This is a genomic window from Stenotrophomonas nitritireducens (genome assembly GCF_001431425.1).
GTDB classification, from domain to species: domain Bacteria; phylum Pseudomonadota; class Gammaproteobacteria; order Xanthomonadales; family Xanthomonadaceae; genus Stenotrophomonas; species Stenotrophomonas nitritireducens.
This window is the reverse complement of the sequence record NZ_LDJG01000001.1, coordinates 17,494-40,851: the sequence shown is the minus strand read 5'-3', so window position 1 is coordinate 40,851 and position 23,358 is coordinate 17,494. Positions and strand designations below refer to the sequence as shown.

The 23,358-nt window shown below is 65.5% G+C and carries 26 protein-coding genes, 2 tRNA genes and 1 other RNA gene; 9 read left to right on the top strand and 20 right to left on the bottom strand.

From position 1 onward, the window contains the following. Positions 1 to 5 precede the first annotated feature (5 nt). Complete coding sequence (gene dnaX, locus ABB22_RS00245; protein ID WP_055767725.1) at positions 6 to 1,922, bottom strand: DNA polymerase III subunit gamma/tau; 1,917 nt, start codon at positions 1,920 to 1,922, stop codon at positions 6 to 8. Positions 1,923 to 2,062: 140 nt separating this feature from the next. Here dnaX and ABB22_RS00240 point away from each other — a divergent pair. The 4 genes from ABB22_RS00240 (at position 2,063) to ABB22_RS00230 (ending at position 4,877) form a co-directional block, all read left to right on the top strand. Next, positions 2,063 to 2,155, top strand: a tRNA-Ser gene (locus tag ABB22_RS00240). Between the two features lie 188 nt (positions 2,156 to 2,343). Then, entirely contained in the window at positions 2,344 to 3,171 is an 828-nt protein-coding gene (locus ABB22_RS18665) for a hypothetical protein (protein WP_244481322.1), read from the top strand. A gap of 25 nt (positions 3,172 to 3,196) precedes the next feature. Further along, a complete protein-coding gene (locus ABB22_RS17605) occupies positions 3,197 to 4,237 on the top strand; it encodes a phosphoribosyltransferase-like anti-phage protein (RefSeq protein WP_082592128.1) in 1,041 nt (346 codons plus the stop codon). Next, complete coding sequence (locus tag ABB22_RS00230; protein ID WP_333783563.1) at positions 4,146 to 4,877, top strand: NADAR family anti-phage protein; 732 nt, start codon at positions 4,146 to 4,148, stop codon at positions 4,875 to 4,877. Before ABB22_RS17605 ends, ABB22_RS00230 begins: the two co-directional genes overlap by 92 nt. Before the next feature lie 4 nt (positions 4,878 to 4,881). On the opposite strand, the gene ABB22_RS00225 is transcribed toward ABB22_RS00230, so the two are convergent. From ABB22_RS00225 to ABB22_RS00175, 12 genes are all read right to left on the bottom strand, one after another. Then, complete coding sequence (locus tag ABB22_RS00225) at positions 4,882 to 5,148, bottom strand: hypothetical protein (protein WP_057504983.1); 267 nt, start codon at positions 5,146 to 5,148, stop codon at positions 4,882 to 4,884. 198 nt (positions 5,149 to 5,346) lie between these two features. Further along, positions 5,347 to 5,469, bottom strand: a complete 123-nt coding sequence (locus ABB22_RS18870; RefSeq protein WP_267914013.1) for a hypothetical protein — start codon at positions 5,467 to 5,469, stop codon at positions 5,347 to 5,349. Continuing rightward, complete coding sequence (locus tag ABB22_RS00220) at positions 5,466 to 6,224, bottom strand: hypothetical protein (RefSeq protein WP_057504982.1); 759 nt, start codon at positions 6,222 to 6,224, stop codon at positions 5,466 to 5,468. Before ABB22_RS00220 ends, ABB22_RS18870 begins: the two co-directional genes overlap by 4 nt. Before the next feature lie 82 nt (positions 6,225 to 6,306). After that, positions 6,307 to 6,609 carry a hypothetical protein gene (locus ABB22_RS00215; RefSeq protein WP_152983970.1) on the bottom strand — a complete coding sequence of 101 codons (303 nt, stop codon included), beginning with the start codon at positions 6,607 to 6,609 and terminating at the stop codon, positions 6,307 to 6,309. A gap of 14 nt (positions 6,610 to 6,623) precedes the next feature. Next, the gene (locus ABB22_RS00210) at positions 6,624 to 8,012 is read right to left on the bottom strand and encodes a phage terminase large subunit (protein WP_057504980.1); all 1,389 of its coding nucleotides are present in this window, start codon (positions 8,010 to 8,012) and stop codon (positions 6,624 to 6,626) included. Further along, on the bottom strand, positions 8,002 to 8,421 hold the full coding sequence (locus tag ABB22_RS00205; RefSeq protein WP_057504979.1) for a hypothetical protein: 420 nt from the start codon (positions 8,419 to 8,421) through the stop codon (positions 8,002 to 8,004). Before ABB22_RS00205 ends, ABB22_RS00210 begins: the two co-directional genes overlap by 11 nt. Continuing rightward, the gene (locus ABB22_RS00200) at positions 8,409 to 9,011 is read right to left on the bottom strand and encodes a recombinase family protein (protein WP_057504978.1); all 603 of its coding nucleotides are present in this window, start codon (positions 9,009 to 9,011) and stop codon (positions 8,409 to 8,411) included. The genes ABB22_RS00205 and ABB22_RS00200 overlap by 13 nt, the downstream gene beginning before the upstream one ends. A 535-nt stretch (positions 9,012 to 9,546) precedes the next feature. Beyond that, positions 9,547 to 10,050, bottom strand: a complete 504-nt coding sequence (locus ABB22_RS00195) for a hypothetical protein (RefSeq protein ID WP_057504977.1) — start codon at positions 10,048 to 10,050, stop codon at positions 9,547 to 9,549. Between the two features lie 8 nt (positions 10,051 to 10,058). Next, on the bottom strand, positions 10,059 to 12,422 hold the full coding sequence (locus tag ABB22_RS00190; RefSeq protein WP_057504976.1) for a primase-helicase family protein: 2,364 nt from the start codon (positions 12,420 to 12,422) through the stop codon (positions 10,059 to 10,061). Continuing rightward, complete coding sequence (locus tag ABB22_RS00185) at positions 12,419 to 12,799, bottom strand: hypothetical protein (protein ID WP_057504975.1); 381 nt, start codon at positions 12,797 to 12,799, stop codon at positions 12,419 to 12,421. The genes ABB22_RS00190 and ABB22_RS00185 overlap by 4 nt, the downstream gene beginning before the upstream one ends. A gap of 41 nt (positions 12,800 to 12,840) precedes the next feature. Continuing rightward, the gene (locus tag ABB22_RS18660) at positions 12,841 to 13,089 is read right to left on the bottom strand and encodes a helix-turn-helix transcriptional regulator (RefSeq protein WP_057504974.1); all 249 of its coding nucleotides are present in this window, start codon (positions 13,087 to 13,089) and stop codon (positions 12,841 to 12,843) included. Positions 13,090 to 13,349: 260 nt separating this feature from the next. Next, positions 13,350 to 14,642 (bottom strand): tyrosine-type recombinase/integrase, encoded by a 1,293-nt coding sequence (locus tag ABB22_RS00175; RefSeq protein ID WP_057504973.1) that lies wholly within the window; start codon positions 14,640 to 14,642, stop codon positions 13,350 to 13,352. Positions 14,643 to 14,891: 249 nt separating this feature from the next. Here ABB22_RS00175 and ffs point away from each other — a divergent pair. Beyond that, positions 14,892 to 14,988: signal recognition particle sRNA small type (gene ffs / locus ABB22_RS17600), an RNA gene on the top strand. A gap of 154 nt (positions 14,989 to 15,142) precedes the next feature. Here ffs and ABB22_RS00170 read toward each other — a convergent pair. Both ABB22_RS00170 and ABB22_RS00165 read right to left on the bottom strand, forming a co-directional pair. Further along, positions 15,143 to 15,907, bottom strand: coding sequence for an MBL fold metallo-hydrolase (locus ABB22_RS00170; RefSeq protein WP_055767722.1), 765 nt, complete (start codon positions 15,905 to 15,907; stop codon positions 15,143 to 15,145). Further along, a complete protein-coding gene (locus ABB22_RS00165; protein ID WP_055767719.1) occupies positions 15,907 to 16,656 on the bottom strand; it encodes a 3-deoxy-D-manno-octulosonic acid kinase in 750 nt (249 codons plus the stop codon). The genes ABB22_RS00170 and ABB22_RS00165 overlap by 1 nt, the downstream gene beginning before the upstream one ends. 22 nt (positions 16,657 to 16,678) lie before the next feature. Here ABB22_RS00165 and ABB22_RS00160 point away from each other — a divergent pair, with 22 nt between their 5' ends. Continuing rightward, positions 16,679 to 17,725 (top strand): glycosyltransferase family 9 protein, encoded by a 1,047-nt coding sequence (locus ABB22_RS00160; RefSeq protein ID WP_055767717.1) that lies wholly within the window; start codon positions 16,679 to 16,681, stop codon positions 17,723 to 17,725. 109 nt (positions 17,726 to 17,834) lie between these two features. Here ABB22_RS00160 and ABB22_RS00155 read toward each other — a convergent pair whose 3' ends face one another. Then, complete coding sequence (locus tag ABB22_RS00155) at positions 17,835 to 18,233, bottom strand: DUF6165 family protein (RefSeq protein ID WP_055767714.1); 399 nt, start codon at positions 18,231 to 18,233, stop codon at positions 17,835 to 17,837. Positions 18,234 to 18,356: 123 nt separating this feature from the next. Then, positions 18,357 to 18,447 (bottom strand) — tRNA-Ser (locus ABB22_RS00150). Between the two features lie 213 nt (positions 18,448 to 18,660). On the opposite strand from ABB22_RS00150, the gene ABB22_RS00145 reads away from it, so the two are divergent. Beyond that, entirely contained in the window at positions 18,661 to 19,365 is a 705-nt protein-coding gene (locus ABB22_RS00145; RefSeq protein ID WP_055767711.1) for a PP2C family protein-serine/threonine phosphatase, read from the top strand. Between the two features lie 85 nt (positions 19,366 to 19,450). Here ABB22_RS00145 and dnaQ read toward each other — a convergent pair whose 3' ends face one another. Genes dnaQ through ABB22_RS00130 form a run of 3 tightly spaced genes read right to left on the bottom strand, consistent with a single transcriptional unit; the run spans position 19,451 to position 21,065 of the window. Further along, complete coding sequence (gene dnaQ / locus ABB22_RS00140; RefSeq protein WP_055767708.1) at positions 19,451 to 20,176, bottom strand: DNA polymerase III subunit epsilon; 726 nt, start codon at positions 20,174 to 20,176, stop codon at positions 19,451 to 19,453. A gap of 7 nt (positions 20,177 to 20,183) precedes the next feature. Continuing rightward, a complete protein-coding gene (gene rnhA, locus ABB22_RS00135) occupies positions 20,184 to 20,636 on the bottom strand; it encodes a ribonuclease HI (RefSeq protein WP_055767704.1) in 453 nt (150 codons plus the stop codon). A 21-nt stretch (positions 20,637 to 20,657) separates the two neighbouring features. Continuing rightward, positions 20,658 to 21,065: a class I SAM-dependent methyltransferase gene (locus tag ABB22_RS00130; protein ID WP_235504273.1), complete on the bottom strand. Its 408-nt coding sequence runs from the start codon at positions 21,063 to 21,065 to the stop codon at positions 20,658 to 20,660. Between the two features lie 257 nt (positions 21,066 to 21,322). Here ABB22_RS00130 and gloB point away from each other — a divergent pair, with 257 nt between their 5' ends. Together gloB and ABB22_RS00120 are read left to right on the top strand one after the other, a co-directional pair. Beyond that, entirely contained in the window at positions 21,323 to 22,087 is a 765-nt protein-coding gene (gloB, locus tag ABB22_RS00125) for a hydroxyacylglutathione hydrolase (RefSeq protein ID WP_057504972.1), read from the top strand. Continuing rightward, positions 22,084 to 23,295, top strand: a complete 1,212-nt coding sequence (locus ABB22_RS00120; protein WP_055767695.1) for a lytic transglycosylase domain-containing protein — start codon at positions 22,084 to 22,086, stop codon at positions 23,293 to 23,295. Before gloB ends, ABB22_RS00120 begins: the two co-directional genes overlap by 4 nt. Positions 23,296 to 23,358: the final 63 nt, after the last annotated feature.

Genomic DNA, 23,358 nt, shown 5'->3' with positions numbered 1-23,358 from the left:
GCTTCCTACTCTTCAAAGGGACGGATGGAATCGGGCACGACCCGGGCGCCCTGCGCGAGCAGGTGCTGCACCTGGGGGTCGGCCATGAAAACGGCCTCGGCCGCGTTCTGTCGTTCGCCGCGCCGGCGGTCGGCGCGCTCGTGCAGCGTTTCGGCCTCGGCGTTGCCGGTCTCGATCACGATCTTCGGCGCGCTGCCCAGCGCCTGCGCCAGGGTCTGCGCCAGCGCGCCCAGCGAACGCTCGGACTGCAGGTATTCGAAACCCGGCAGCAGCGCCAGCCGCAGCACGCCGTTGCGGTAGCCGACGAAGGCGGCATTGGCGGCCAGTTCGCGCGATGGCCCGGACAGGCCGCTGGCAGCGACCAGGTCCAGCCACTGCTCGGCGCTTTCCAGCGCGCGCACCGCGCCACCTTCGGGCGAAGGCGCAACCGGCTTCGCCGGTTCGATAGCGATACCGGCCGGGCGCGGCGGTGGCGCCTGCCGTACCGGTTCGGGCATCGGTTCAGGCATCGCATGGCTTGCCACAGGCGATGGATCGCGTGCGGCTTCGGCGTCCTCCACCATCCACGGCGGCAGGTCGTCGTCGCTGCGCGCCTGGACGGGTTTCGCTGGCGGAGCCGGGGCAACCACCGGCATGGGCTCGACGTGCGGTTCGCGCACCGCCAAGGGGGCAGTTTCTTTCCGCTCGGGAGCCACGTCACCATGAGCGGATTCACGCGTGGGCGCGGCCTGCGCCGGCGTTGCCGACGCAGCGGCGGCAGCCGACGCTGCAAGCGTGGAACCGCCCACCGACGACGACGCCCCTGCATTCGGCCCGTCGCCCTCCGGCACCGCCGGCACTGCACCAGCCGGGCGGAACGCCAGCATGCGCAGCACGGTCATCTCGAACCCGGCGCGCGGGCTTGGCGCCAGGTGCAGGTCGCGACGGCCGCCGAGCGCCATCTGGTACCAGAGCTGCACCACTTCCGGGCGCAGCCGCGAGGCGAACGCCGCCGCATCGATGCCATCGCCTGGCGTCGTGGCGCCCGGCACCAGCTGCTGCACCTGGATGCGGTGCAGGGCTTCGGCCAGCGCGTCGAGCACGCCGCTCCAGTCCGGCGAGAAATCGGCCAGGATGGTGACGACCTGCAGCAGGCGCGCGCCGTCGCCGGCCGCCAGCGCATCGAGCATCGCCGCCACCTGGGTACGGTCGACGGTGCCGAGCATCGCCCGCACCACGTCGTCGCTCAGCGCGCCGCCGGCATAGGCGATGGCCTGGTCCAGCAGCGACAGGCCGTCGCGCAGCGAACCGTCGGCGCCGCGCGCCAGCTGCGCGATCGCGCCGTCCTCGAACTCGATCTGCTCGGCGCCGAGGATGCGCGTCATCTGCCCGCGGATCTGCTCCTCGTCCAGCCGCTTGAGGTTGAACTGCAGGCAGCGCGACAGCACGGTGACCGGCAGCTTCTGCGGGTCGGTGGTGGCCAGCAGGAACTTCACGTGTTCCGGCGGCTCCTCCAGCGTCTTCAGCAGCGCGTTGAACGCCGCCTTGGACAGCATGTGCACTTCGTCGATCAGGTAGACCTTGAACTTGCCGCGCGAAGGCATGTACTGCGCGTTCTCGATCACCTCGCGCACGTCGTCCACGCCGGTATTGGACGCCGCGTCGATCTCCAGCAGGTCGATGTAGCGGCCGCTGTCGATGTCCAGGCAGGCCGCGCACTGGCCGCACGGGTCGGCGCTGGTGCCGTGCTCGCAGTTCAGCGACTTGGCGAAGATGCGGGCGATGGTGGTCTTGCCCACGCCGCGGGTGCCGGTGAACAGGAAGGCATGGTGGACGCGGCCGCTGTCCAGCGCGTTGCTCAGCGCGCGGACCACGTGTTCCTGGCCCACCAGCTCGGCAAAACGCTTCGGGCGCCACTTGCGGGCAAGGACGAGATAGGACATCAGGCAACCGTCTTCATCTGAGCCGCCATTGTGCCACGCCCCGCCCCATCGACCGCATCCGTGCGGTTACCGCTTGTGGCCTGCGCTTCCGCCCTATAGAATCTGCGCCCCTGCAGCGCCTTCGGGTGGCGGCAGGTCCCGGAGAGGTGTCCGAGTGGTTGAAGGAGCACGCCTGGAAAGTGTGTAAGCGTCTAAACCGCGCTTCGGGGGTTCGAATCCCCCTCTCTCCGCCAGTTATCCAATAGGTAGTGGCTCCGGCCAAGCAGTTCCGGAACTACCCTACTAAAATACCTACTACGCCTGATGTGCTGGGCTAGGTGGGCAAAAAGGCCACCCGTCGAGGTGGCCTTTTTGTTGCCCTGCCGCTGCGAGTTCGTGGGCGCTGTCCTATGATGCATTCAGCATATATGGCAGCAAACCGATGACGACAAACTTCTCGCTTCAGGCATTCGAGGATAGCGCCCACGACGGCGGCGATTCCCGCTTCTGGTACGCCCATCAGCTCATGGGCTGGCTCGGGTACGACTCTTGGCAGTCGTTCCAAGGCGTTATCACCAAGGCGATGGGGTCCTGTACTCGCCTTGGGCTCGATCCGACCGAAGCGTTCACCCGCGAAGAAGTGATCGAAGGCGGGAAAACCGTCAAGACGTATCGGCTCACTCGGTTTGCGTGCCTGCTGGTCTCGATGACCGCCGACTCGAAGAAGCCGGAGGTCGCGGAAGCCAAGGCCGCACTTGCCGCCATCGCAGACACCCTCATCCAACAGCGCGTCGAATCTGCGGACCTCGCTCGTCTCGAAACTCGTGAGGACCTCAAGATTGCCGAGAAGGCCATGACCGGGGCAGCCCGCGACGGTGGACTGCAGACCACCGAGTTCGGCATCTTCAAGGACGCCGGCTTCCGTGGCATGTACAACATGAGTCTGCGCGACCTCCAAGCCCACAAGGGGATGCCACAAGGCAAGACCTTGTATGACTTCATGGGGTTGGAAGAGCTTGCCGGCAACCTGTTCCGCGTGACGCAGACAGCAGCCCGAATCAAGAGCAAGAACGTCAGCGGGCTGAACAGCCTACAGCGCACCGCACAAGACGTAGGCAGCGAAGTGCGCCGCATGATGATTCAGAACAGCGGCACCGCGCCTGAGCACCTCGCTATTGAGGAGGACGTTCAGGGCGTCCAGAAGCGCCTCAAGAAAGTTGACCGTGAAATGAAAAAGCTGGACAAACCGAAAGCCAAGAAGAAGCCATAAATAGTGCTCTACAGGGGGAGCGAAGATGAGCGAGAGAAGGGACCTTCTTGTTTCAATCGCAAACGAGATCAAGACGTATCGCGAAGGCGAAATAGCTCAGCCAACACCAGAGCACGTAGACCGATGGGCGAGTCAGTTCACGCCAGCGAATCAAGTTGCGTTTCTTCGCGAGTTCAATCACGTAATCAAGCAGACATTCATAACCAAAGATAATTTTGTCCAGTTCCTAGACGGCCTTCTGACGAACACCGCTCTCGCCGGATCGAACCCGGGCGTGTATTGGGCCAACGCAAACTTCCTCAAAATCCAGAGGCGAGGCCAGAGCCAGAAACAAATGGTTTCACTAATGGGAGAAAGGCTTGCCGAAAGGCTGGGTCTTGATATCACGCGCTCAGGAAGCCCGCAGGGAGAATTCATCTACCTTGATGACGTCTTGTTTACCGGAGGACGAATCTCGACCGATTTGACCGCTTGGATAGAGGGTCCCGCACCAAACAATGCTGTAGTCAAGGTGATCACAATTGCCCTGCATACAAGCGGCCATTACTACATCGAATCGAGAAAGCTACGCGAAGCGATAGCCCGCTCAGGAAAGAACATTCGCATAACTTTCTGGAGGCTGTTCAATTTCGAGAATCGACTCTACTCCAAGAACACTTCCGACGTTCTGTGGCCCACCTCAATCCCGAACGATGCAGCGGTACAAGCCTACGTAGCGACTCAACAAGTTCAGCTCCGGACCGCAGGAAACCTTGGAACTCTAGGGATATTCTCTTCTGAGGCAGGAAGGAACCTCCTTGAACAGGAATTTCTCATTGCGGGAGTAAAGATCAGGTCCTTGGCGCAGAACTTACTCGACTTCTACCGCCCACTCGGATGCGGCAGCTTCGGAGTAGGATTCGGATCAACTATCGTCACGCACCGCAATTGCCCAAACAATTGCCCCCTAGCTATGTGGTGGGGCAATCCCGACGATGACTCAGGGGCATTGCATTGGTACCCACTGTTTCAGCGCAAGACATACGCATCGGCAGAAAACGTGTTCAATGACTTTGACGAACTCTGAACCCAACGCAAGACTCCGTACGTATGTGCGCGCGGAGTCTGTCGTCGTTCACAAGACCAAGGAGGCTTTCGGCGGCTTGTCCAATATGGCCGCGGGTTTCCCCCTCCGCATAAACGGGTTCAGGATTCCGACAAGTGAGGCGCTCTACCAAGCATGTCGATTCCCCGACCTGCCCGATGTGCAGCGAGAGATCATTGCTCAACATAGCCCCATGACCGCGAAGATGAAGGGGAAGCCCCACAGGAAGGCAACCCGTAGCGACTGGGACAAAGTGCGCCACAATGTGATGCGCTGGTGCTTGAGAGTGAAGCTCGCACAGCATTACAAGGAGTTTGGTCGCCTACTCCTCGCCACCAAGGAAAAGTCCATCGTTGAGCAGTCGAGAAAGGACGAGTACTGGGGCGCAATCCTCCTGCAGGACGGCGAAACGTTGATGGGCGAAAATGTACTCGGCCGCCTCCTCATGGAGCTTAGAGAGGCGTTGAAAAAAGACACTGACGAGCAACTTCGGTTCGTGCCGCCGCTGCGGATTCCGAACTTCTCGCTCTACGGCGAGCCCATCGAAGCGATTGGAGCGCCGGGAACCACCGTTTCCAGCGACGAGCCTCAGGAACTGGGCGAGCAGCCGCCTCTGCTCTAGCCCATCACGGAAAGATCCACCGCGGCCCCTCGCCCAGCAGCGACCGCGGCGCGAGCCGCCAGCCCCGCGAGGTCTGGATGCGCCCAGCCACGAGGCCGTCCAGTGAATCGGGACGCAAGCCGTGTTCCTCGCGCATTTCGAGCTTGGTCCGGGAGACGATCCGCCCGGACTCGATGTGCTGCCAACGGTAGGCGCGTTCGTCGCGATTGTTGCCTGCGGCCCGCTTCCGGTAAGCAGGGTCCGCCCACCTGGCCTTCATCTGCGCGGACATGCGTGCGCGGTAGTCAGGATCAGCCCATAGGCGGGCCATTGCCTCGCGCGTCGCGGTTGCCTGTCGCGAGGCAGCTTCCCCCGGCGCGGTCGCCCCGTCACCGTCGTTCCCGTCCGCGCCGGGGGTCGCTGGTTGGTCAGGGTGCCTCGGCGGCACGAGGCGGGCGCGATACGTCACCGCCGGGACACCCCGATTCGATCAGCGACCGCGGCGAGTGGTCGCCGCGCGCTTCTTCATCTTGTTGGCCGTGGCGTTGCGCTCGGCCTGCTTCTTCTCGTGGATGGCCTTGGCCTTCCGGACGTTGGGAACCGCGCCTTTCATGCTTCGTCCTCCTCGCCCGACGCCTCGGCGATGGCCCGGGCGGCGAGCTGGTTGCTCAGGTTGGCGATGGGGTCGGCCTTGCCGCGCACAAACTCGTCATTGGCCGCGCGCGCGGTACGCTCGGCCAGCAGGACGCCCTTGAGCTTGGCCGTGACCTCGGCGTGCTGCGCACCCCACACCCTCTCGGCAAACGCCGCCACCGAGAACGGACGGCGATCCGAAGGGCGGCGGTCTACCACGGTCGCGACCGCGGCAGCCAGAGGCATGTCCCCGGTGGCAATCGCGGTGATCGCGGCGGTTTCCAGCTCGACCGGGCCTGCGCCTTCGAGCTGCATCTGGTACTGCGTGCGCCGGGCATCGCCCAAAGCAACGCGCCCGAGCATCTGCGCGGGCGACTGGCACAGGGTCAGGAGGAACGCGGCATCGGCGGCGACCTTCGCCAGCGGGCGCAGGAGTTCTTCGCGCTGGCCACGGCTCGATTCCACGATGGTCAGACGGAACTTGGCGATGCGCGAGGCGAGCTGGCGACGTGCGAATTGCTTGGCAACGGCGCGATTGGCGGCGTCCGTCTCACGGACAAGGTCGTCACCGTCGCGGCTGAAACGGTCGCGGGCGTCAGCGACCTGCTGCTGGATGTTGGCGATGCGCGCACCGAAGGCGGTGGCGAGTTCGGCGGCGCGATTCGCGAGCCGGTCGATGTTCTCCACGGTCAGCGGAACATCGGTGGGGATGGTCTTGAAGTTGACGTTGGGCATGGGGGCTATTCCTCAGCGTGCGGCCCAGCCAGTGGAGCCGCTCGCTCCCGACCATATGGACCGGATTTGCCCCGCGCGAGTGTTATTTCTTGGGTCGGTTTACTTCTTCGGCTGGAAACGGCACGCAGCGCATGGAATTCGTGGCGTCCTGCCAACGGCAGTCCATCCGCTCGAATCGTTGTTGAATCTGGCGGTTTCCGTGGCCCGTCGCGCGAAACCGCGCGGGCTGCTCCACCTCCACGCGAACCGGCGGCTGCGCGCGCGGCGAGTAGGTGCCGACCTTCGCCCGCTCCAACGTCTCGCGGGCGTTGAACAATTCGCGCTGCGCCGCCTGCGCGTTGCCGATCACGAGGGCCAGCATCAGGTACTTGTAGGAACGCTTCATCGCCATTTCTCCCATCAAATCCAAACAATCCGTTCCTCGCGCGGCATCCGCGCTTCGGGCAGGAACCCGCGCTGGTGGACACGCCCGCCGGACTCGCCCGCGATGCCGTAGCTGGTCGCGTCGAGCATGTGGTCATTTGCCGCGCTGTCGCAGTCATCCGGAACGCGCGAATCGCGCGGCAGGCTCGGGACCGTCGCCAGCCACATGCGGCACCGTGACGCGACAAAGAACTCGCCGTTCACCATGAGCTGCTTTAGATGCTCGAAACGTGGGACACGCGCGCCCTTTTTGGCGGGCGAGACGCGCACCCCGGCCTCACGGAACAGGTCGGCGATAGACGCCTCCGCCCGGCCCATCTGCCGCGCCTCGGCGGCGGAGTCGATCACCCCACGCGCCCGGACACCGTTGCGCGCGGCCATCGCATGTAGCGACGGCGCAATCTGGCCCGGGGTGCGGCCCGTACCACGGGAAATGTTCCGCGGATCGCATTCGGCGTGCTCATCGAACACCACCCACGCGCCCCGCGGCATCACGCGATCATCCGGCAGGCGCACGGCATAGGCGAGCTGCCCGACAAGGACCGTCGCACACGGCGCGGCGCTGCCCCAGTCGATGGAGAGCTTGAGCGAGGCGAAGCAATCCAGCGGCACGTCGTGATGGTCGATGACCATCTTGTCCGCGTTCCATATTCCTTGGAAGAAATCACCGACCAGTGCGGACCAGTCGCCCAAGCGCATCGCGCGGTACAAGGCCGGGTCGGTGCGGGCCAAGACCTCAAAGTTCCGCCGGTATGCCTCCGGCAGATACGGGTTGTCATCGAGACGCGACGGCGCATAGACCCACGTATTGCCCTCGAACTCGAACGGCACCCACGGCTCGCGACCCGTCACGTACCGCTCGGCGAGCGCGCCGTGATTTTGGCCTCCAGGATTTCCGGCGAGCACGAGCCGGAGCGGCGTGCCGTTACCGCGAAGGCTCATGCCGAGCTGGTCGATGACCTCGATGGAGGGACCTTCGCCCGCCTCATCGCACGCGATCAAAGTGTAGGACATACCTTGCGCCACGTCGGACAGAGCCGATGCCGATTCAACGTGCGTGAGCTGGATCGTCGCCCCGTTCGGCAAGCGGAACATCGCATCGTTCTGGTTGTAGGCAATGTCGCGCCCGTAGGCAGAGCGCAGAAGCTGGCGCAGTTCCTCGGCAAACTGGCCCAAGGACTTCAAGCGGCGGCGGGTCACAAGGACCCGGGCGCGGCTCTTGTATTGGTCGCAATGGCGCAGGATCAGGAACTGCACGGCCATCGACTTCCCGCCACCGCGACCACCACCCAAGAACATGAAGTGATCCTCGGGCACGGTCAGGACCTGCGACTGGAACGGCGTCGGGCGAATCTCAACGCTCATGGGTCAGGACTCCCGGCTGCTGCTGGACGGCGATCACGCGCGCGTACTCATCGGGCGACATGGCGGCTTGGATGAAGATCGCGACCCTCGGCACGTCGGCGTTGCCGTCGCCGCGGCCAAGCTGGAATACCCGGTCGGCGAGGAACTCGGCGGCGCGCTCGCTGCCTTCGCCCATGCGCTTCTTCATGAAGGCGATGATGTCCCCGGCACCTTCGGCGCGGCCTTCCTCCAAGGCCAGCGCCAGTGGCGACAACTCGCCCGCCTCGGTGTCCTCCTTGAGAGCCTTCCACTGCGGCACGGTCAGGCCCAGGGCACGGCGGATAGTGTGTTCCCGGCATCCCTCCTGCGCGAGGAGGCGGGCTGCGTCGATGGCCTTTGTCGTGAGGTCGGGCAAGGTCAGGCGCGACATGCTTCCAGCTCCCGCTTGATGCGATAGACGGCGGCGTTCCCCACGCAGGTCATGCGGGCGACGCGGTTGGCGGGGGTCCCTGCCTCTAGGAGTGCCGCTATGCGGTGTTCGACCCCGGGCGGCACCTTCGGCCTGCCGAGCTTCTTCCCTTGCCGCCGGGCACGTTCTAGGCCCAGTAGCGTGCGCTCCCGGATCAGCTCGCGCTCGAACTCGGCGAGCGAACCCATCACGTTGAACATCAGCCGCCCGGCGGGCGTGGAGGTGTCCATCGCGAGGTTGCGAACGAACAGCCCGACCCGCAGGGCTTCCAGCTCGGCGACCAACGACACGAGGTGCGGCAGGCTACGGCCCAGCCGGTCCAGCGCCGTCACCGCGACCATATCCACCTCGCGGCGCGTGGCGGCCTTGAGCATCGCGTCCAGCGCCGGGCGCTTGTCGCGACCCTTCGCGCCGCTGATGCCTTCGTCGGCGAACTCAGCGGCGATGGTGTGGCCGCTGGCCCGGGCCCACTCCCGCAGCGCGATCAACTGGTTTTCAACGGTCTGGTCCTTGTGGGTGGACACCCGGACGTACAGGGCTACGCGAGCCATTCTCAATCTCCTGTGAGACGGCGAGACCATAACTGGCCGGCACGCATCCGAAAAGGGCCGCGAACGGATAAAAATTCACTGGGATCAGCGAGTTGGAAAATCGTGGGGTGCCGGAAGTGGGTTTCCGGACCCGATTTCAGATTGGATGGATCTTGTATGTGAGGGGCGGTGCGCTGCCTCCTGCCCAGAGGAGCGTCGGCGTCGCACTAGCTGACCTAGCTGACCGCCCAGCGAGGTCAGCGCGAGGTCAGCTAGTCGGGAGCCCCATCCGTTACTGGGTTTCGGCTGACCTAGCTGACCTTTCTGACCTTTTAGGAGGAGAAAGAGAAATTGCGGCGGTCAGCGACGCTCCGACGCTGCACCTCTGGGCCTTCTGCCAGCAGGCACACCGCCGAGATTTTCTCGGGCAAGTACGCACGAAAAGGCCAGCTAGGTCAGCTAGGTCAGCTAAAGCCCACGGATTACTGGGCCTAGAACAGGCTGACCTCATCGCGGAGGTCAGTATGAGGTCGGCTAGGTCAGCCGGATCGGCGCACTACTGCGTGCTTTCCGGGTCCGCAGGCCAGAGTCGGTCGAACAGGGCGAGCTTGGCCGCGTCCTCAGTTGGATAGCTGGTGACGCTGAAGGTGGAGTTGATGCGGTATCCCCAGCGGCCATTCTTCTGCTGGTGGACGCCTAGATTGTTTCCCTCGACGTTGAGGAAGTCGTTGCCCTTCGCAGACTGCCGCCACTTGCGCTTGAGCCACTTGCTCCGGCGCGCCGCCCGGTTGACCAGCCGACGCTCGCGGGCACGCGGCCCGCTATCGCTGTAGTCCTCGCAGAGGTTCTCCGCGCAGACGCAGCCGACTTCGATGGATTCGGCCACGTCATCGTGGTCCAGGACATGGACGTACCGAACCTGCTCGTTGCCGCACATCTGGCAAACCTCATACCGCGGTGAATCGCCGTGCGACTCCGCATCACGCGAGTCATACACGGCGATCAGCCGCCAGCCCTTGTGGGGCAATCCACGTTGTCGCCAACCCTGCTGGATGCTCATGAGTGACCTCAGAACGGCGGCTTCGGGTCCGAATCGTCCTCGCTATCGTCAGGCCATTCACCCCATGTAAACAAGTCGGGGCAGGTGTCCCATTCGGCGCGCATGCGTTGCAGGTCGAGGAAGTAGCCGTTGCGACCGCCACGCCGCTTCTTCCGGGCCTTGAGCCGCTTCGCCAGCAGGATTTGAATGTCGTTGTCGGCAAAGTGGTTGTCACCCTTGCGTGGCTTCAGCCAGTTGTCGGCAGCGGCACGCAGGTCCGACGTAGCCACCCACGGCACGCCGCCGGATTCCTCCGTGTTCGGTGGGAGGTTGCCGGTCAGCAGCATGTCGAACACGTAGGCAGACAGGCCGGGCAGGCTGCGCGCCTTCTGCTCCGAAAGCGCCATGTTCTTTGGAAGATTGTGCGACGGACGCCAATCACCAAGATCCATTTTCATCAGGTCGTAAAGCATGGCCGCCAGCCCGGCTCCGGGGATCAGCGTGCCGTTCGGTGACTTGGCGTAAAGCTGCCTCTCGATGGCCGCAAAATAGGCGTAGTCCTCCATGTGGTCGTCGGGCACGTCGAAGATTGCAAAGCGCCTGGCGTTCGCACCCGCCGGGACAATCCACCGCTCATTCGACGCCATGATGATATGGGCGTAATTCGGCGCAGTGACCACGTCAGCGCCTTTCCCTTCGATGACCAGCGTGTCCTCGGTGATGAGGGTTTTCATCACTGCGTCCGCGGTCTTGTCGCCATGCGTGGTCACTTCGTCCGCGAACAACAGGCAGCAGTCCCGCAGATGAAGGTTGAAGTTGCCTGTGACGTGTTTCGCGTTGGTGACTTGGAGGCCGTGCCGCCCAAAAAGCTCCTTGGCTGCGCGACCAAATACGCCCTTGCCGGTGCCTTCTTTGCCCCGCAGGATCAGCGCGACGCCCGCTGGGCGATCCGGACGCTGCACCGCGTCAGCCAGCCACTTCAGTCCGTAGTCGGAGCCGCCGCAAAGGAAGTGGATATGCTCGCGCATCAGGGACCAGTCGCCGCCGGGCGCAGGAGCCACGCCCCAGCCGCGCCAGAGATTCAGGAATCCATTGATCTCCTCGGCCTTGCCGGGAATGAAGATCACATTGTCGAACTCGCGCCGCTGCGGGTGGTCAATCCACCAGCTTCCGACAGCCTTCTGGATCGGCTGGCCGTTCTCAGCGAAGCCGACAATTACCTTCTGGTTGCGATAGCGGTTCCGGAAGTCATCGAACGACTGTAGATCGAGGGCTTCGCGGTCCAGCTCGGGGTGCGTCCGCCGCCAGCCAGCGATGCGAACCTTGCCCGAAGTGATGACCGCGTGCTGATCATTGAGCTTGAGGAGCCACGGATCAACGGCGTTCTCGTGCGCGCGCTCGATCTGCCGGAGCGCGTAGCCCTTCCAGTCCGGCTTGTCCCTGACGCTCGCGGCAATCTCGTTCGGCCCAGTGATAACGCCCAAAATCATGTCGTCCGGCACGTCGGCGCGCACCAGGTCGCAGCAGACCCGGAACAGGGGTTCCGACCGTGAGGTGTACTTGGTCGGGTCGATAGGGTCCGTGCCGGTTGCGATCAGGGCCAGCGTCGACTCCTTGATGGTCTTGCCGTTGGCCGTCGCCCACGCCGTAAGCTCATCGACGCCGACCCCTGTACCTCCGGCCACCGGCGGGGACACCCGTTGCCTACGCGCTGCGCGCGGTGGCGTAGCGGTCGCCTTCGCTGCCGGGGTGAACTGGTCGATGGAATAGACGGCGGCATCGTCCCATTCGACCAGTGTTGCCAGTGCAGGCATGCGGCCCTTCTTGCGCTTCTTGGCTGTCGGAAGATTCACCGTCCCGACCAGCCTCATGATCCTGTCGCAGTTCGAGCAATGGTCTGCCTGAAAGACTTTTTCGAGCTGGACGTTGTATGCCTCCAGTTCCTGCGCCTTCGCCACGTTGCCGTCGATGACCAGCCGGTCATCCGGTGCGAGCTTCCAGAAACCTTGGTATCCGCCGCCACTGAAAAGGATCACGGTTGGCTTCGGCGAGTGGTCACGCAGCAGGCGCAGGGCACGGTCCTGTTCCTCGGCAATGTCTTCGCCTGCACGCGGGTCTATGTCCACATGCAGCCAAGCGAGCGCGGCAACGTCCTCCTTGGAGGCTTTGTTCTTCAGCTCGCGCCGGACTGGGTTTACATGGAAGTATTGGTTGGCGACGCCTTGCCGCTCCTCGATCCACTGGGCCGCTTCGACCCACTCCGCGGGCTGGAACGTCGTTGTCTCAATCTTGCCGTCCGGGACAATCGCGGTCAGCACCCAAGACCCTTCCGGGCTCCACTTCTTGAGGAATTCGATGGCGGCACGGGTGTCGTGCTCGATCTTCGGCTTCATCCGCGGCGACCTCCGCGGTAGATGCCACGCTTGATCCCGCGGACCCGCGCCCAGCGTGCCCAAGCATCGTTGCACTGGGCGGCGTGCTGCGAAGGGAAAGACGTTTCACCTTCAAGGACCTTGTCGCACCACCAGAGCAGGCGCTTGTAGTCCATGAATTCTGGGGTGCCGTCATCGACCTCATGCAGCGTCGCCTTCAGCGAACCCAGCATGCCGCAGGTCATGTCGTAGGTATGCAGGTCCTCGTTGTTGAAGTCACTTTGCTGCGGGCGTGGCTCCAAGCCCTGCGGAAAGAACTCCCGCATGAACTTCTCGGCGTCGGTGACGAGCAGGTATGAAACGAGGCTGGCCGCTTCGCGTGCCTTCTGCGGCGTCATTTCGGGGACGTCACTTGCGCTATTACTCATGACGTGTGCCCTCACTTCGCCTGCTGGGCGTCGAGCCAAGCATCGATTTCGTTGAGGTCCCACACGGTTGCGCGTGGCCCGATCTTGCGCGGCCTTGGGAAGTCGTCGCGCTCGGCATTCCAGCGCCAGAGTGTCGCCAGGCTGACGCCCAAATACTGGGCTGCGCCTGTCGGACGGGCATAGCGCCGCTCTTTGCGGCGGGCAAGTTCATCGGAGACAGCCTGCTTCAAGGCAGGCAAGGTGATCGTTTGATGCTTCATGACAGCGGTTCCTGAGCCAGATGGCTCGCGCTGCCAGAAACAAGAACGAGGCAGCGCAAGCGATGCACCCGCGGACGGGTGACCTCTTGTCGCTTCCTCGCTGTCCCGCAGAGAAATTTGAACGCTCGGGCGGGCTTGTTGGCTCCGCGCAGATCAAAAGCCGCCTTCAGGGCAGCTCCCCTCGCCTCTGCGTTCTACGATCAATCGAGAGGAACTATAGCCGAGTAAGACGACCGTCGTCTAGCAAATAGTCTTGTAGATCAGTCGCTTACTTTACTTTTTGGGGAGCAGAACCTGGCCCACTCCGCCATAAGTGTCCGCCGCTTCTCGAAAAGATCGCCGCGACGGTAGGCGGCTTCGACCTTGTTGCCTATGGTGTGAGCCAGCGCCATTTCCACCACGTCGCGTGCAGCGTGCGTCTCTTCTGATGCCCAGTCACGGAAGGTCGAGCGAAACCCATGCGCGGTGATGACCTTGCCCTGTTTCGGGTCGATGTAACCAGCGCCGCCACGCTTGACGCTGGCATCGTGCATATCGCCCAGCAGCTTCGTCAGCGTGTTGTCGGACAGCGGATTCTTGCCACGCTGCGGCGTGAAAACGAGGTCCGTTCCCTCGATCCGCGGCAGTGCCTTGAGCATGTTGATTGCCGCGTCCGAGAGCGGCACTCGGTGTTCTTTCTTGCTGGACTTCATCCGCTCGGGAGGGACCGTCCAGACCTTCGCATCCAAGTCGATTTCGTCCCAGCGCGCGCCACGCGCTTCGCCCGACCGGGCCGCGGTCAGGATCGCGAACTCAAGCGCCCGCGCGCCCATGCCATTCCGCGTGCGGAGGTCCAGCATGAACGGCTGCATATGGGCATAGGGAAGCGCCGGATGGTGTTGCACGTCCCGCACCTTCCCGGGCGCAGGCAGGACCTTGTCCAGGTAGCCCTTCCAGCGCGCCGGGTTGTCGCCCTCGCGGAAACCGCGGACCTTCGCCCAGTCCAACACCGACTCCATGCGCTGGCGCACCCGGTTCGCCGTCTCGTTTTTGTCGGTCCAGATTGGCTCAAGGACGCGCAGGACGTGCGCCCGGTCGATATCGGCGACGCGGAGCGAGCCCAGCACCGGAAAGGCATAGGCTTCGAGCGAGCTGGTCCACTGGTCGGCACTCTTGCCGCCCGACTTCCATTCAGCGGACTTGGCCTCGATGAACTGGTGCGCGGCCTTCTCGAAGGTGATCTCAGCAAGCCGCGCCGCGAGCATCGCGCTCCGGGCCTCACGCTTGGCGGTGATCGGGTCGATGTTCTTTGACAGCAGTTCGCGCGCCTCGGCTGCTTTGCGCCGTGCTTCGGACAGCGACACGTCGGGATAGCCACCCAGCCCAAGATCGCGCCGCCACGGCTTGCCTGTTCCGGGTTTCACACCGGCGGTATAGCGAAGCACCCAGCTCCGGGCTCCGGTCGCGGTAACTTGCAACAGGAGGCCCGAGACAGACCCACCCACAGCGTAGTATCCGGGCTTCTTCAGGTTCCGCACCGCTATGTCTGTCAGTTCTTTTGCCTTGCGAGGCATGGCGCGCCCATCGAGTATTAACCTACCACCTACCCTACTATGAATGAGCGATGTAGCGATAGAGGGCGAGACCACCCGAGACGAAAACTCCTTGCCGAAACATGCAGGTACAGCGAGAATAGAGACTTAGCGAGATGAGCTAAGACCACCCAAGCGCGGTCCCTCTCTCCGCCAGATTCACGATTCCGGTTTCCGCCCGGAACAGAGAAACCCGGGCCGCGCGATGCGCGGCCCGCGTCTATGGTGGCCCCGTCGGCCCCTCGCGACGCTAGGTCGAAAATCCCGCCAGGGCCGGAAGGCAGCAACGGTATCGATCGACGCGGGCGCCGAGGTCAGCCGGCGGGGCCGCCACCTTTTCGGCCCAGGCACGCCGTTGCGTGCCGCAAGCCCCGGCGCACGCTGCGCATGCAGGCGGCCCGCGCGACGGAAGACCCGTCCCGCTTCGCATTGTTTCACCATGAACGCGCGGCCAGTCTGCCGGCAGTCCTGCCGGCCGAGGCTCAACCCGCGAACGGCACCGCGCGTGGCGCGGTCGGCTCGGCCAGCAACACGCACTCCCCCGGCTCGGCCACACGGTGGCCGCGCGCGCGCAATGCCTGGCCATCGGCCGCACTGGCGTAGTGGTACAGCACCATCCGCGCCTGCAGTTCCGCCGGGTACTCGCGCTCCAGATCGTCCACGCCGGTATGCGACGGGTTGCCATGCAGGCCGCAGTCGTGGGCGACCAGTTCGCCATCATCCGCGTGGCGGGCGAGCATTTCCGGGATCGGCCGGGTATCGCCGCTCCAGACCAGCGCGCCCTGCAGGCGCAGGCCCCAGGCGGTCTCCGGCCAGTGATGGCGCACCGGGAACACCTCCAGGCGCACGCCGTCATGCCAGAACGCCTCGCCGACCACAATCAGCTGGAACGCATCCCAGAAATTGGCGCCACCCTCGGCCAGCACGTTCGGATAGTCGCCGACGCGCCGGTGCAGCAGCGGCACCACCGGCGCGGGCACGTACAGGCGCACCCGCCCGCGGCGGCGCGGATTGAAATAGGCATCGACGAACAGCCGCTCGAACCCGGCCACATGGTCCAGGTGCACGTGGGTGACGAACAACGCGTCCGGCATCGCCCCGTAATGGGCGCGGTAAGCGGTCAGGCCTTCGCCGCCACAGTCGATGGTCAGCCACGGCCGGCCATCGCGCTCGATCACCGCCATCGGCGAACCGAGTTCGACCGCCGAGGCGTTGCCGACGCCGAGAAAGCGCAAGGACCACTCCATCACACGCCCCGGTTCCAGGCCAGATCGTAGGCGCGGCGCAGGCGCGCGAAGTCCTTCTCCACGTCCTCGCGGCTGCGCTCGCCGCGCAGCTTGAGCAGCGAACGCAGCAGGCGCTTGAGGTTGCGCTCGCGCCAGCGCGTGGCGGGAATGCGCAGCACGCCGCGGTCAAAGTCGATCAGCCAGCCGTGCCCGCCGGCATCGAACAGGATGTTGTGCGCGTTGAGGTCGGCATGGTCCAGCCCGGCACGGTGGAAGCGCGCGATCAGGCGTCCGGTCTCCTCCCAAGGCGCACCGCGCCCGGCGACCAGCGCCCGGTCGGCCAGCGAACGCACGCCGTCCAGCCGCTCCATCAGGATCGCCGCACGGTAGGTCGCGCCCTGGCGCATGTAGAACGCGGCCAGCGGCCGCGGCACCGGCAGCTTGAATGCGATCAGCTTCCGCATCAGCCGGAACTCGGCGAAGCTGCGGGTACGGTCGGCGCCCTGCCACAGGTAGCGGTCGCGGCTGAGCCTGGCGGCGACACCGCCGCGCAGGTAGTGGCGCAGCACGCAATGCCCGAACGGCGCGTCCACGAACCACGCCCCGCCCCGTCCGCCCTCGCCCACCGGACGCGCCCTGCCGCCCCAGTGCGCAGGCGAAAACAAGGTGGTTTCGGCTTGCCGCAGATGTTGGCGGTCGAACAGAATGGCGCCATAGCCGCGGCCTTCGCGGCAAGGCGTCAGCGCTTCAGTGGCGTCGAAAGCGACCATTCACCGCGAGTCTAACAACACCATGCCTTCAGCGTCCTCCCCATTGTGCCTCCTGCGCCTGTCCGCGCTCGGGGATGTGACCCACGTGGTCCCGCTGGTGCGGACGCTGCAACAGGCCAGGCCAGGCGTGGAACTGCACTGGGTGATCGACAAGGCCGGGCATCGCCTGCTGGAAGGACTGCCCGGCGTGGCGTTCCATGTCTATGACAAGAAATCCGGCCTGGCCGGCATGCGCGCGCTGCGCCGCGGCTTGCCCGCCACGGGTTTCGCCGCACTGCTGCAGATGCAGGTCGCCTTCCGCGCCAACGTGCTGTCGGCTTTCATCCCCGCCCGGCGCCGCATCGGCTACGACCGCTCGCGCTCCAAGGATCTGCACGGGCTGTTCGTCAATGAGCGCATCCCCGACCGTCCCGGCATCCATGTGCTCGACGCGATCGGCAGCTTCTGCGAGCCGCTGGGGATGAAGCAGACCGAGGTGAGCTGGGACATGGCCACGCCCGCCGACGCCCACGACTGGGCGCGCGCGCAGTGGGATGACGATGGCCGACCGGTGCTGATGATTTCGCCCTGTTCCAGCCACGAACGCCGCAACTGGTACGCCGACCGCTATGCGGCGGTCGCCGACCACGCCGCCGCACGCGGCTGGCGGGTGGTGCTGTGCGGCGGCCGCAGTGATCTGGAACGCCGCACCGCCGACGCGATCCTGGCGGCGATGCGCGCGCCGGCGCTGGACCTGGTCGGCAAGGACACGCTCAAGCAGCTGCCCGCCCTGCTGGCCCGCGCCAACCTGCTGATGACGCCCGATTCGGGCCCGATGCACATTGCCAACGCGGTCGGCACCAAGGTGCTGGGCCTGCATGCGGCCAGCAACCCGGAGCGCAGCGGCCCGTATTCGGACCGCCGCTACTGCGTGGACCGCTACGATGCGGCGGCGAGGCGCTTCCTGCACCAGCCCGCCACCGGGCTGAAATGGGGTACGAAGATCGAATTCGACGGGGTGATGGAACTGGTCGCCGTGGACGATGCCATCGCCGCGTTCGAGCGCTACGTGGCCGACCAGCTCGACTGAAGCGCAAAAGCAGGCCGCTGGAACGCCTGCATAAGCGACGTCAGTCGCGATGGGGCTTTCCTGGAAAAGGCCCCATCGCGACTGACGTCGCTCCTACGGAGTTCAAGACTCAGCGGGCGCGGTAGTCCGAGTAGGACTTCTCTTCCACGTAACCCGAGCCCAGCGCGAGGTTGATCGCCTTCTTGATCCGCGCGCGCTCGTCGTTCTGGAAGTAGACACTGCGCGCCAGCTCGACGAAACCGGCGTCGAAGGCCTGGGCCTTGTCCTTGAGGCGGATGTCGTCCTCGATGTCCCACAGCCGCTCGTTCACCGCCTTCAGCTCGGCGCGCAGGCCATCGATTTCCCGCGCCGCGGCCGGGTGCGCGCTCCAGGTGCGCTCCAGCGCGGCCAGTTCGTTGCGCACGTTCGCCAGCTTGGCCGCATCGCTCATCCGCTCGGACTTGATCTGCAGGATCGAGATCTTGTCGAGTAGTTCGCCGAAGGAGACGGGCACCAGGATTTCGGACATGACGGACACCAGGGGAACGAGGGGAGCAGTGTAGCGGCCGGGGCCGAAGGCCGGCACGGCAGCGCTGCGTGCGGCCCATGAGCCCGGAAACGAAAACGGCCCCGTCGGGGCCGTTTTCAAATCTGGCGGGAAGGGGGGGATTCGAACCCCCGATGCGCTATAAACGCATGCCTGATTTCGAGTCAGGTACATTCAACCACTCTGCCACCTTCCCGGTGGTTCCCGGCGTACCGGGCTGCGAATGATACGGGGCCTTGGCTGCGCGGACAAGCTGTTTTTGCAGCGTACCGGCCTGCCTGCTTCCCGCTCCCCCCACCCTGCCCCCGATCGGCCTTCCCGACGGGCACGACGCCGGCTCTTGCCGTGCACCTGCGTGAACGCGATCATGAAAAACCTTTCCGCTGGAAACGGCCCCCTGCGGGCACCCATGATCGAATTCGGACACCTCAGCCATGTCGGCCTGCGCCGCCAGCTCAACGAGGACACCTATTACGGTGACGGCGAGTTGGGACTGTGGCTGATCGCCGACGGCATGGGCGGCCATGCCTGCGGCGAGGTCGCCAGCGCGCTGGCGCGCGAAACCATCGTCCGCGAGATCCGCAACGGCACCGCGCTGCCACAGGCCATCCGCATCGCCGACGAGGAGATCATCCGTGCCTCGCGCCGGCGCAACGACAGCCTGCCGATGGGCACCACGGTGGTCGCCGCGCGCGTGCAGGGCAACCGCTTCGAGGTGGCCTGGGTCGGCGACAGCCGCGCCTACCTGTGGCGCGACGGCAAGCTGGCCCAGCTCAGCCAGGACCACAGTTATGTGCAGGAACTGATCGCCCAGGGCTCGCTGACCGCCGAGCAGGCCCGCGCCCACCCACACCGCAACGTCGTCACCCAGGCGCTCGGCGTGACCGACCCGGCCCATCTCAACGTGGCCACCATGACCGGCGAACTGCGCCCGGGCATGCAGCTGCTGCTATGCAGCGACGGCCTGACCGAGGAAGTGAACGACCACAGCCTGGCGCAGACGCTGGCGCAGGCCGACAGCAGCGCGCAGGAATGCGTGGATACGCTGGTGGCCGCAGCGCTGGATGGCGGCGGTTCGGACAACATCACCGCCATCCTGGTCCGCTGCCACTGAGCGCGGCGCGCGGATAGACAGCCGGCTGCCGCGGGCATCCCATACCGCGCGTGATACCGGCCGGCGGCCGACGCTCCTCCCCGCTTTACGCGCCGACCACTTCTTCAGGCTTCGCGCCATCCCACCAGGCATGGCCGGCCTTCTTGCGCAGGCGTTCCAGGCGCGCCTCGTGCGCCTGCAGCTCCGATGCGGTGGTCACCACCCGCGGACGCGGCAGCAGGACCGCGGCATCGAAGGCCTGCACCATGCCGGCAGCGCCCGCGGCCTCGGCCTCCGGGAGCCCGAAGCCGATTTCCTCCTGCCCCGAGGTCAGTGCGATGTAAACATCGGCCAGGATCTGCGCATCGAGCAGGCCGCCGTGCAGGTGGCGATGCGAATTGTCCACGCCCAGCCGCCTGCACAGTGCGTCCAGCGAGTTGCGCTGCCCGGGGAAACGCTCGCGCGCCATTGCCAGCGTATCGGTCACCGTCACCCGCTCGCCCAGCCGCCCACGCCCCAAGAGCTGCATCTCGTTTTCGAGGAAGCCCATGTCGAAGGCGGCGTTGTGGATGATCAGCTCGGCGCCGTCCACGTAGGCCAGGAACTCGTCGACGACCTCCTCGAAAAGCGGCTTGTCGGCCAGGAACTCCAGGCTCAGACCGGTGACTTCCTGCGCCCCCGCCTCGAATTCGCAGTCAGGCTTGAGATAGCGGTGGAAGTTGTTGCCGCTGGGACGGCGTTCGAGCAGTTCGACGCAGCCGATTTCGACCACGCGGTTGCCCTTCTTCCATTCCAGGCCGGTGGTTTCGGTATCAAGGACGATCTGGCGCATGGCTGCCTCAGTTGCTAGCGGCGCCGTCGCGCACGCGGATTGCCGCATCGCGGGCCAACTGGTCCACGCGTTCGTTGTCGGGGTCACCATTGTGCCCCTTCACCCAGCGCCATTCGATCTGGTGGCGCCCGGTGGCGGCATGCAGGCGTTCCCACAGGTCGCGGTTCTTCACCGGGTCGCCGCCGGCGGTCTTCCAGTTGCGCCGTACCCAACCGGACATCCACTCGGTGATGCCCTGGCGCACGTACTGCGAATCGGTCTGCAGCATGATCTCGCAGGGTTCGCTGAGCGCTTCCAGCCCGGCAATAGCCGCCATCAATTCCATCCGGTTGTTGGTGGTATGGACCTCGCCACCGGACAGTTCGCGCTCATGCGCCTTGTAGCGCAGCAACGCCGCCCAGCCGCCCGGCCCCGGGTTGCCGAGGCAGGCGCCGTCGGTATGTATTTCAATCGATTTCATGTCGTTCCGTTGAATGAAGCGTCAGGTCGCCAGCGGCCCGCGCCAGCCCACCGGCCGCACGGGTTCCGGGCCGATGAAGGCCGCGGCACGCTTCTCGAATTCCAGCACGCAGACCGCGCGCAATCCCGGCAATGCCTTGCCGCCGGCCCGCCCTGATTCGCTCCACAACGGCCCGAAGTGGCGTATCGAGCGGACCCGCAGCCCCTCACGCTGCAGCCGGAGCTGGCAATGCGTGGCCGACGGCGGCCGCGCGCCCTGCCATTGCCAGCGCGCGCGATAGGGACTGTAGCGGTTGAGCAGGGTCATCCAGAGCCTGCCACCGGGCATCAGCACGCGCGCGACCTCGGACAACAGCGGCTCCAGCTCCAGCGTGGCGACGTGCTGCAGGACGATGGCGTTGACCGCCTCCGAAGGCAGCGGCAGCGGCAAGGCACAGCACACGTCCCCTCCCCAGCCACGCCCGTCGGCGGCCCGGTGCAACCGCACTCCACGCCCATTGGGCGCTTCTTCCGGCAGCCAGGTCGCGCAGGGAGCAAGCCACAACCAGGGCTGCGCAGGGAAACTCCGCACCTGATCGAGCAGATGGCGCTGCTCCGCTGCCCGCATCGCCCCCACTCCAGCCTTCTCAAACCAGGCCGAGACTGCAGCTTGACGGGGGAACGGGGCGGCAGGCATGGTCCAATTCTATGCGACTGACCGCCCTGCCTGCATTCCAGGACAACTACATCTGGGCGCTGCAGGCGCCCGATGGAAGCACCTTGTTCGTCGATCCGGGCCAGGCGCAACCAGTGCTCGACGCGGCCGCGCAGGGCATGCAGCCGGCGGCGATCCTGCTCACCCATCACCATGACGACCACATCGGCGGCGTGGCGGAACTGCGGGAACGCTGGCCCGCCCTGCCAGTCTTCGCCCCGGAAGATGAACGAATTCACCTGGAATGTGAAAGGGTCGGCGAAGGCGACCGGGTACAATCGGCCGGCTTCGATTTCACCGTGCTGTCCGTTCCCGGCCACACCCGAAGCCATATCGCCTTCCATGGCCACGGTCATCTGTTCTGTGGCGACACGTTGTTCAGCCTGGGCTGTGGACGCATGTTCGAAGGTACGCCCGCCCGGATGCTGGCCTCGCTGGAGCGGTTGGCAGCTTTGCCGGCGCAGACGCGGGTCTGTTGCGGGCATGAGTACACGCTGGGCAATGCCGTGTTCGCGCGGCATGTCGATCCCACCAACGCGGCATTGCACCGCCGCCAACAGGAAGCCATGGACATGCGCAGCCGTTCCCGCCCGACCGTCCCCTCGCTGCTGTCCAGCGAACTGGAATGCAATCCCTTCCTGCGCACGCATGCCGAACCCGTGCGCCAGGCCGTTGCCGCGCGGCTGGGCCGCGCGCCGATGGACGCAGCGGAAGTGTTCGCCGAATTACGGCGCTGGAAAGACGGTTTCCGCGCGTGAAGCGGCGCGGCCTGTCATTGGCGCTGGGGCTGCTGCTCGGCGCCGGTGCCGGCGTCACCGCCGGCGCACAGTCGCTGCCGGCCAGCGCCGGCCTGACCCAGAACATCGCTTCGCTCGCGGCCCTGCCGACCGATCCGGCCATGCTGCCGGCGCCGCTTACCCGCAACGGCCACCAGATATTCACCAGCTTCCGCGAGGGACTGGCCGTGGCGCAATGCGATGCGGACGCGACCAGCCCGCGCTGGCGCAAGCAGTTCGCGCATGCGCCCTCGCGGCTGGGCAATGTCGAGGACGACGCCCTGCCGCTGTTCGGCTACGTGGTGGACGAACTGCGTGGCGCCGGCCTGCCCACCGAATTCGCGCTGATTCCCTTCGTGGAAAGCGGCTATCGTCCCGGCGCGCGCAATGCCAGCGGCCCTGCCGGGTTGTGGCAGTTCATCGCCACCACCGCACGCAACCATCGGGTACCGATGGAGAGCGGCTACGACGGCCGGCTTTCGGCGGTGGATTCGACCCGGGCCGCGGTGCGCTACCTGAAAACGCTGTATGGCATGTTCGGCGGCGACTGGCAGCTGGCGGTCATGGCCTACAACGCGGGGGAATACCGCGTCCTCCAGGCCCTGCGCCGTGGCGGCATGAATGCGCAGAACGCGCGCCCGGCCGAACTGCCGGGCCTGTCCCCGATCACCCACGCCTATGTGGAGAAACTGCACGCCCTGGCCTGCGTGCTTGAGCAGGCGGAGAAGGAGCCGGACCTGATGGCGGCCCTCGACCGCCCGGTACCGGTCCTGCGCGGGCACGCGCTGCCCGCCGGCACCACTCTGGCCGACTGGTCGGCCAGCAATGCGCTGGACCCGGCGCGCGTCGCCCGGCTCAACCCCGCCGTCACCGGCAAGCGCGCCGGCACGCGGGTGCTGGCGCCGGCCCTGCCGGATACGGGCATGGACACCCAAAGCATGGCCATGGCGCCCTCCGCCAGCGTGCCCGCACTCCCCGCCCCCGCCGCGATCGATGTCGCCACCACTACCGTGGCGGCCTTGGGCGCCGGTAGCAGCGGGCGCCGCCACACGGTCCGCAGCGGCGAATCGGCCTGGTCGATCGCGCGCCGTTACGGCATTCCGGTCAAGACCCTGCTTTCCCGCAACAACCTGGACGCCAACGCGGTCCTCAAGCCCGGCATGGTGCTGCGCTACGAAGAAAGCCGCTGACGCGGCTTCGGCTCTCCAGGCGCCAGAAACAGGAAAGCCCGGCTGCAAACCGGGCTTTCTGCT

Excerpts from the sequence above, each read along its gene's own strand:
- ABB22_RS00190 (WP_057504976.1), bottom strand. The coding sequence starts at position 12,422 with ATGAAGCCGAAGATCGAGCACGACACCCGTGCCGCCATCGAATTCCTC.
- ABB22_RS18665 (WP_244481322.1), top strand. The coding sequence starts at position 2,344 with ATGACGACAAACTTCTCGCTTCAGGCATTCGAGGATAGCGCCCACGAC.
- ABB22_RS00175 (WP_057504973.1), bottom strand. The coding sequence starts at position 14,642 with ATGCCTCGCAAGGCAAAAGAACTGACAGACATAGCGGTGCGGAACCTG.
- rnhA (WP_055767704.1), bottom strand. The coding sequence starts at position 20,636 with ATGAAATCGATTGAAATACATACCGACGGCGCCTGCCTCGGCAACCCG.
- ABB22_RS00210 (WP_057504980.1), bottom strand. The coding sequence starts at position 8,012 with ATGAGCGTTGAGATTCGCCCGACGCCGTTCCAGTCGCAGGTCCTGACC.
- ABB22_RS00170 (WP_055767722.1), bottom strand. The coding sequence starts at position 15,907 with ATGGAGTGGTCCTTGCGCTTTCTCGGCGTCGGCAACGCCTCGGCGGTC.
- ABB22_RS00220 (WP_057504982.1), bottom strand. The coding sequence starts at position 6,224 with ATGCCCAACGTCAACTTCAAGACCATCCCCACCGATGTTCCGCTGACC.
- ABB22_RS18660 (WP_057504974.1), bottom strand. The coding sequence starts at position 13,089 with ATGAAGCATCAAACGATCACCTTGCCTGCCTTGAAGCAGGCTGTCTCC.
- ABB22_RS00230 (WP_333783563.1), top strand. The coding sequence starts at position 4,146 with ATGACTCAGGGGCATTGCATTGGTACCCACTGTTTCAGCGCAAGACAT.
- ABB22_RS00165 (WP_055767719.1), bottom strand. The coding sequence starts at position 16,656 with ATGGTCGCTTTCGACGCCACTGAAGCGCTGACGCCTTGCCGCGAAGGC.
- ABB22_RS00200 (WP_057504978.1), bottom strand. The coding sequence starts at position 9,011 with ATGGCTCGCGTAGCCCTGTACGTCCGGGTGTCCACCCACAAGGACCAG.
- ABB22_RS00225 (WP_057504983.1), bottom strand. The coding sequence starts at position 5,148 with ATGTCCGCGCAGATGAAGGCCAGGTGGGCGGACCCTGCTTACCGGAAG.
- ABB22_RS00145 (WP_055767711.1), top strand. The coding sequence starts at position 18,661 with ATGATCGAATTCGGACACCTCAGCCATGTCGGCCTGCGCCGCCAGCTC.
- ABB22_RS00160 (WP_055767717.1), top strand. The coding sequence starts at position 16,679 with ATGCCTTCAGCGTCCTCCCCATTGTGCCTCCTGCGCCTGTCCGCGCTC.
- ABB22_RS00215 (WP_152983970.1), bottom strand. The coding sequence starts at position 6,609 with ATGAAGCGTTCCTACAAGTACCTGATGCTGGCCCTCGTGATCGGCAAC.
- ABB22_RS00155 (WP_055767714.1), bottom strand. The coding sequence starts at position 18,233 with ATGTCCGAAATCCTGGTGCCCGTCTCCTTCGGCGAACTACTCGACAAG.
- gloB (WP_057504972.1), top strand. The coding sequence starts at position 21,323 with ATGCGACTGACCGCCCTGCCTGCATTCCAGGACAACTACATCTGGGCG.
- dnaX (WP_055767725.1), bottom strand. The coding sequence starts at position 1,922 with ATGTCCTATCTCGTCCTTGCCCGCAAGTGGCGCCCGAAGCGTTTTGCC.
- ABB22_RS00205 (WP_057504979.1), bottom strand. The coding sequence starts at position 8,421 with ATGTCGCGCCTGACCTTGCCCGACCTCACGACAAAGGCCATCGACGCA.
- ABB22_RS00195 (WP_057504977.1), bottom strand. The coding sequence starts at position 10,050 with ATGAGCATCCAGCAGGGTTGGCGACAACGTGGATTGCCCCACAAGGGC.
- dnaQ (WP_055767708.1), bottom strand. The coding sequence starts at position 20,176 with ATGCGCCAGATCGTCCTTGATACCGAAACCACCGGCCTGGAATGGAAG.
- ABB22_RS00185 (WP_057504975.1), bottom strand. The coding sequence starts at position 12,799 with ATGACGCCGCAGAAGGCACGCGAAGCGGCCAGCCTCGTTTCATACCTG.
- ABB22_RS17605 (WP_082592128.1), top strand. The coding sequence starts at position 3,197 with ATGAGCGAGAGAAGGGACCTTCTTGTTTCAATCGCAAACGAGATCAAG.
- ABB22_RS18870 (WP_267914013.1), bottom strand. The coding sequence starts at position 5,469 with ATGAAAGGCGCGGTTCCCAACGTCCGGAAGGCCAAGGCCATCCACGAG.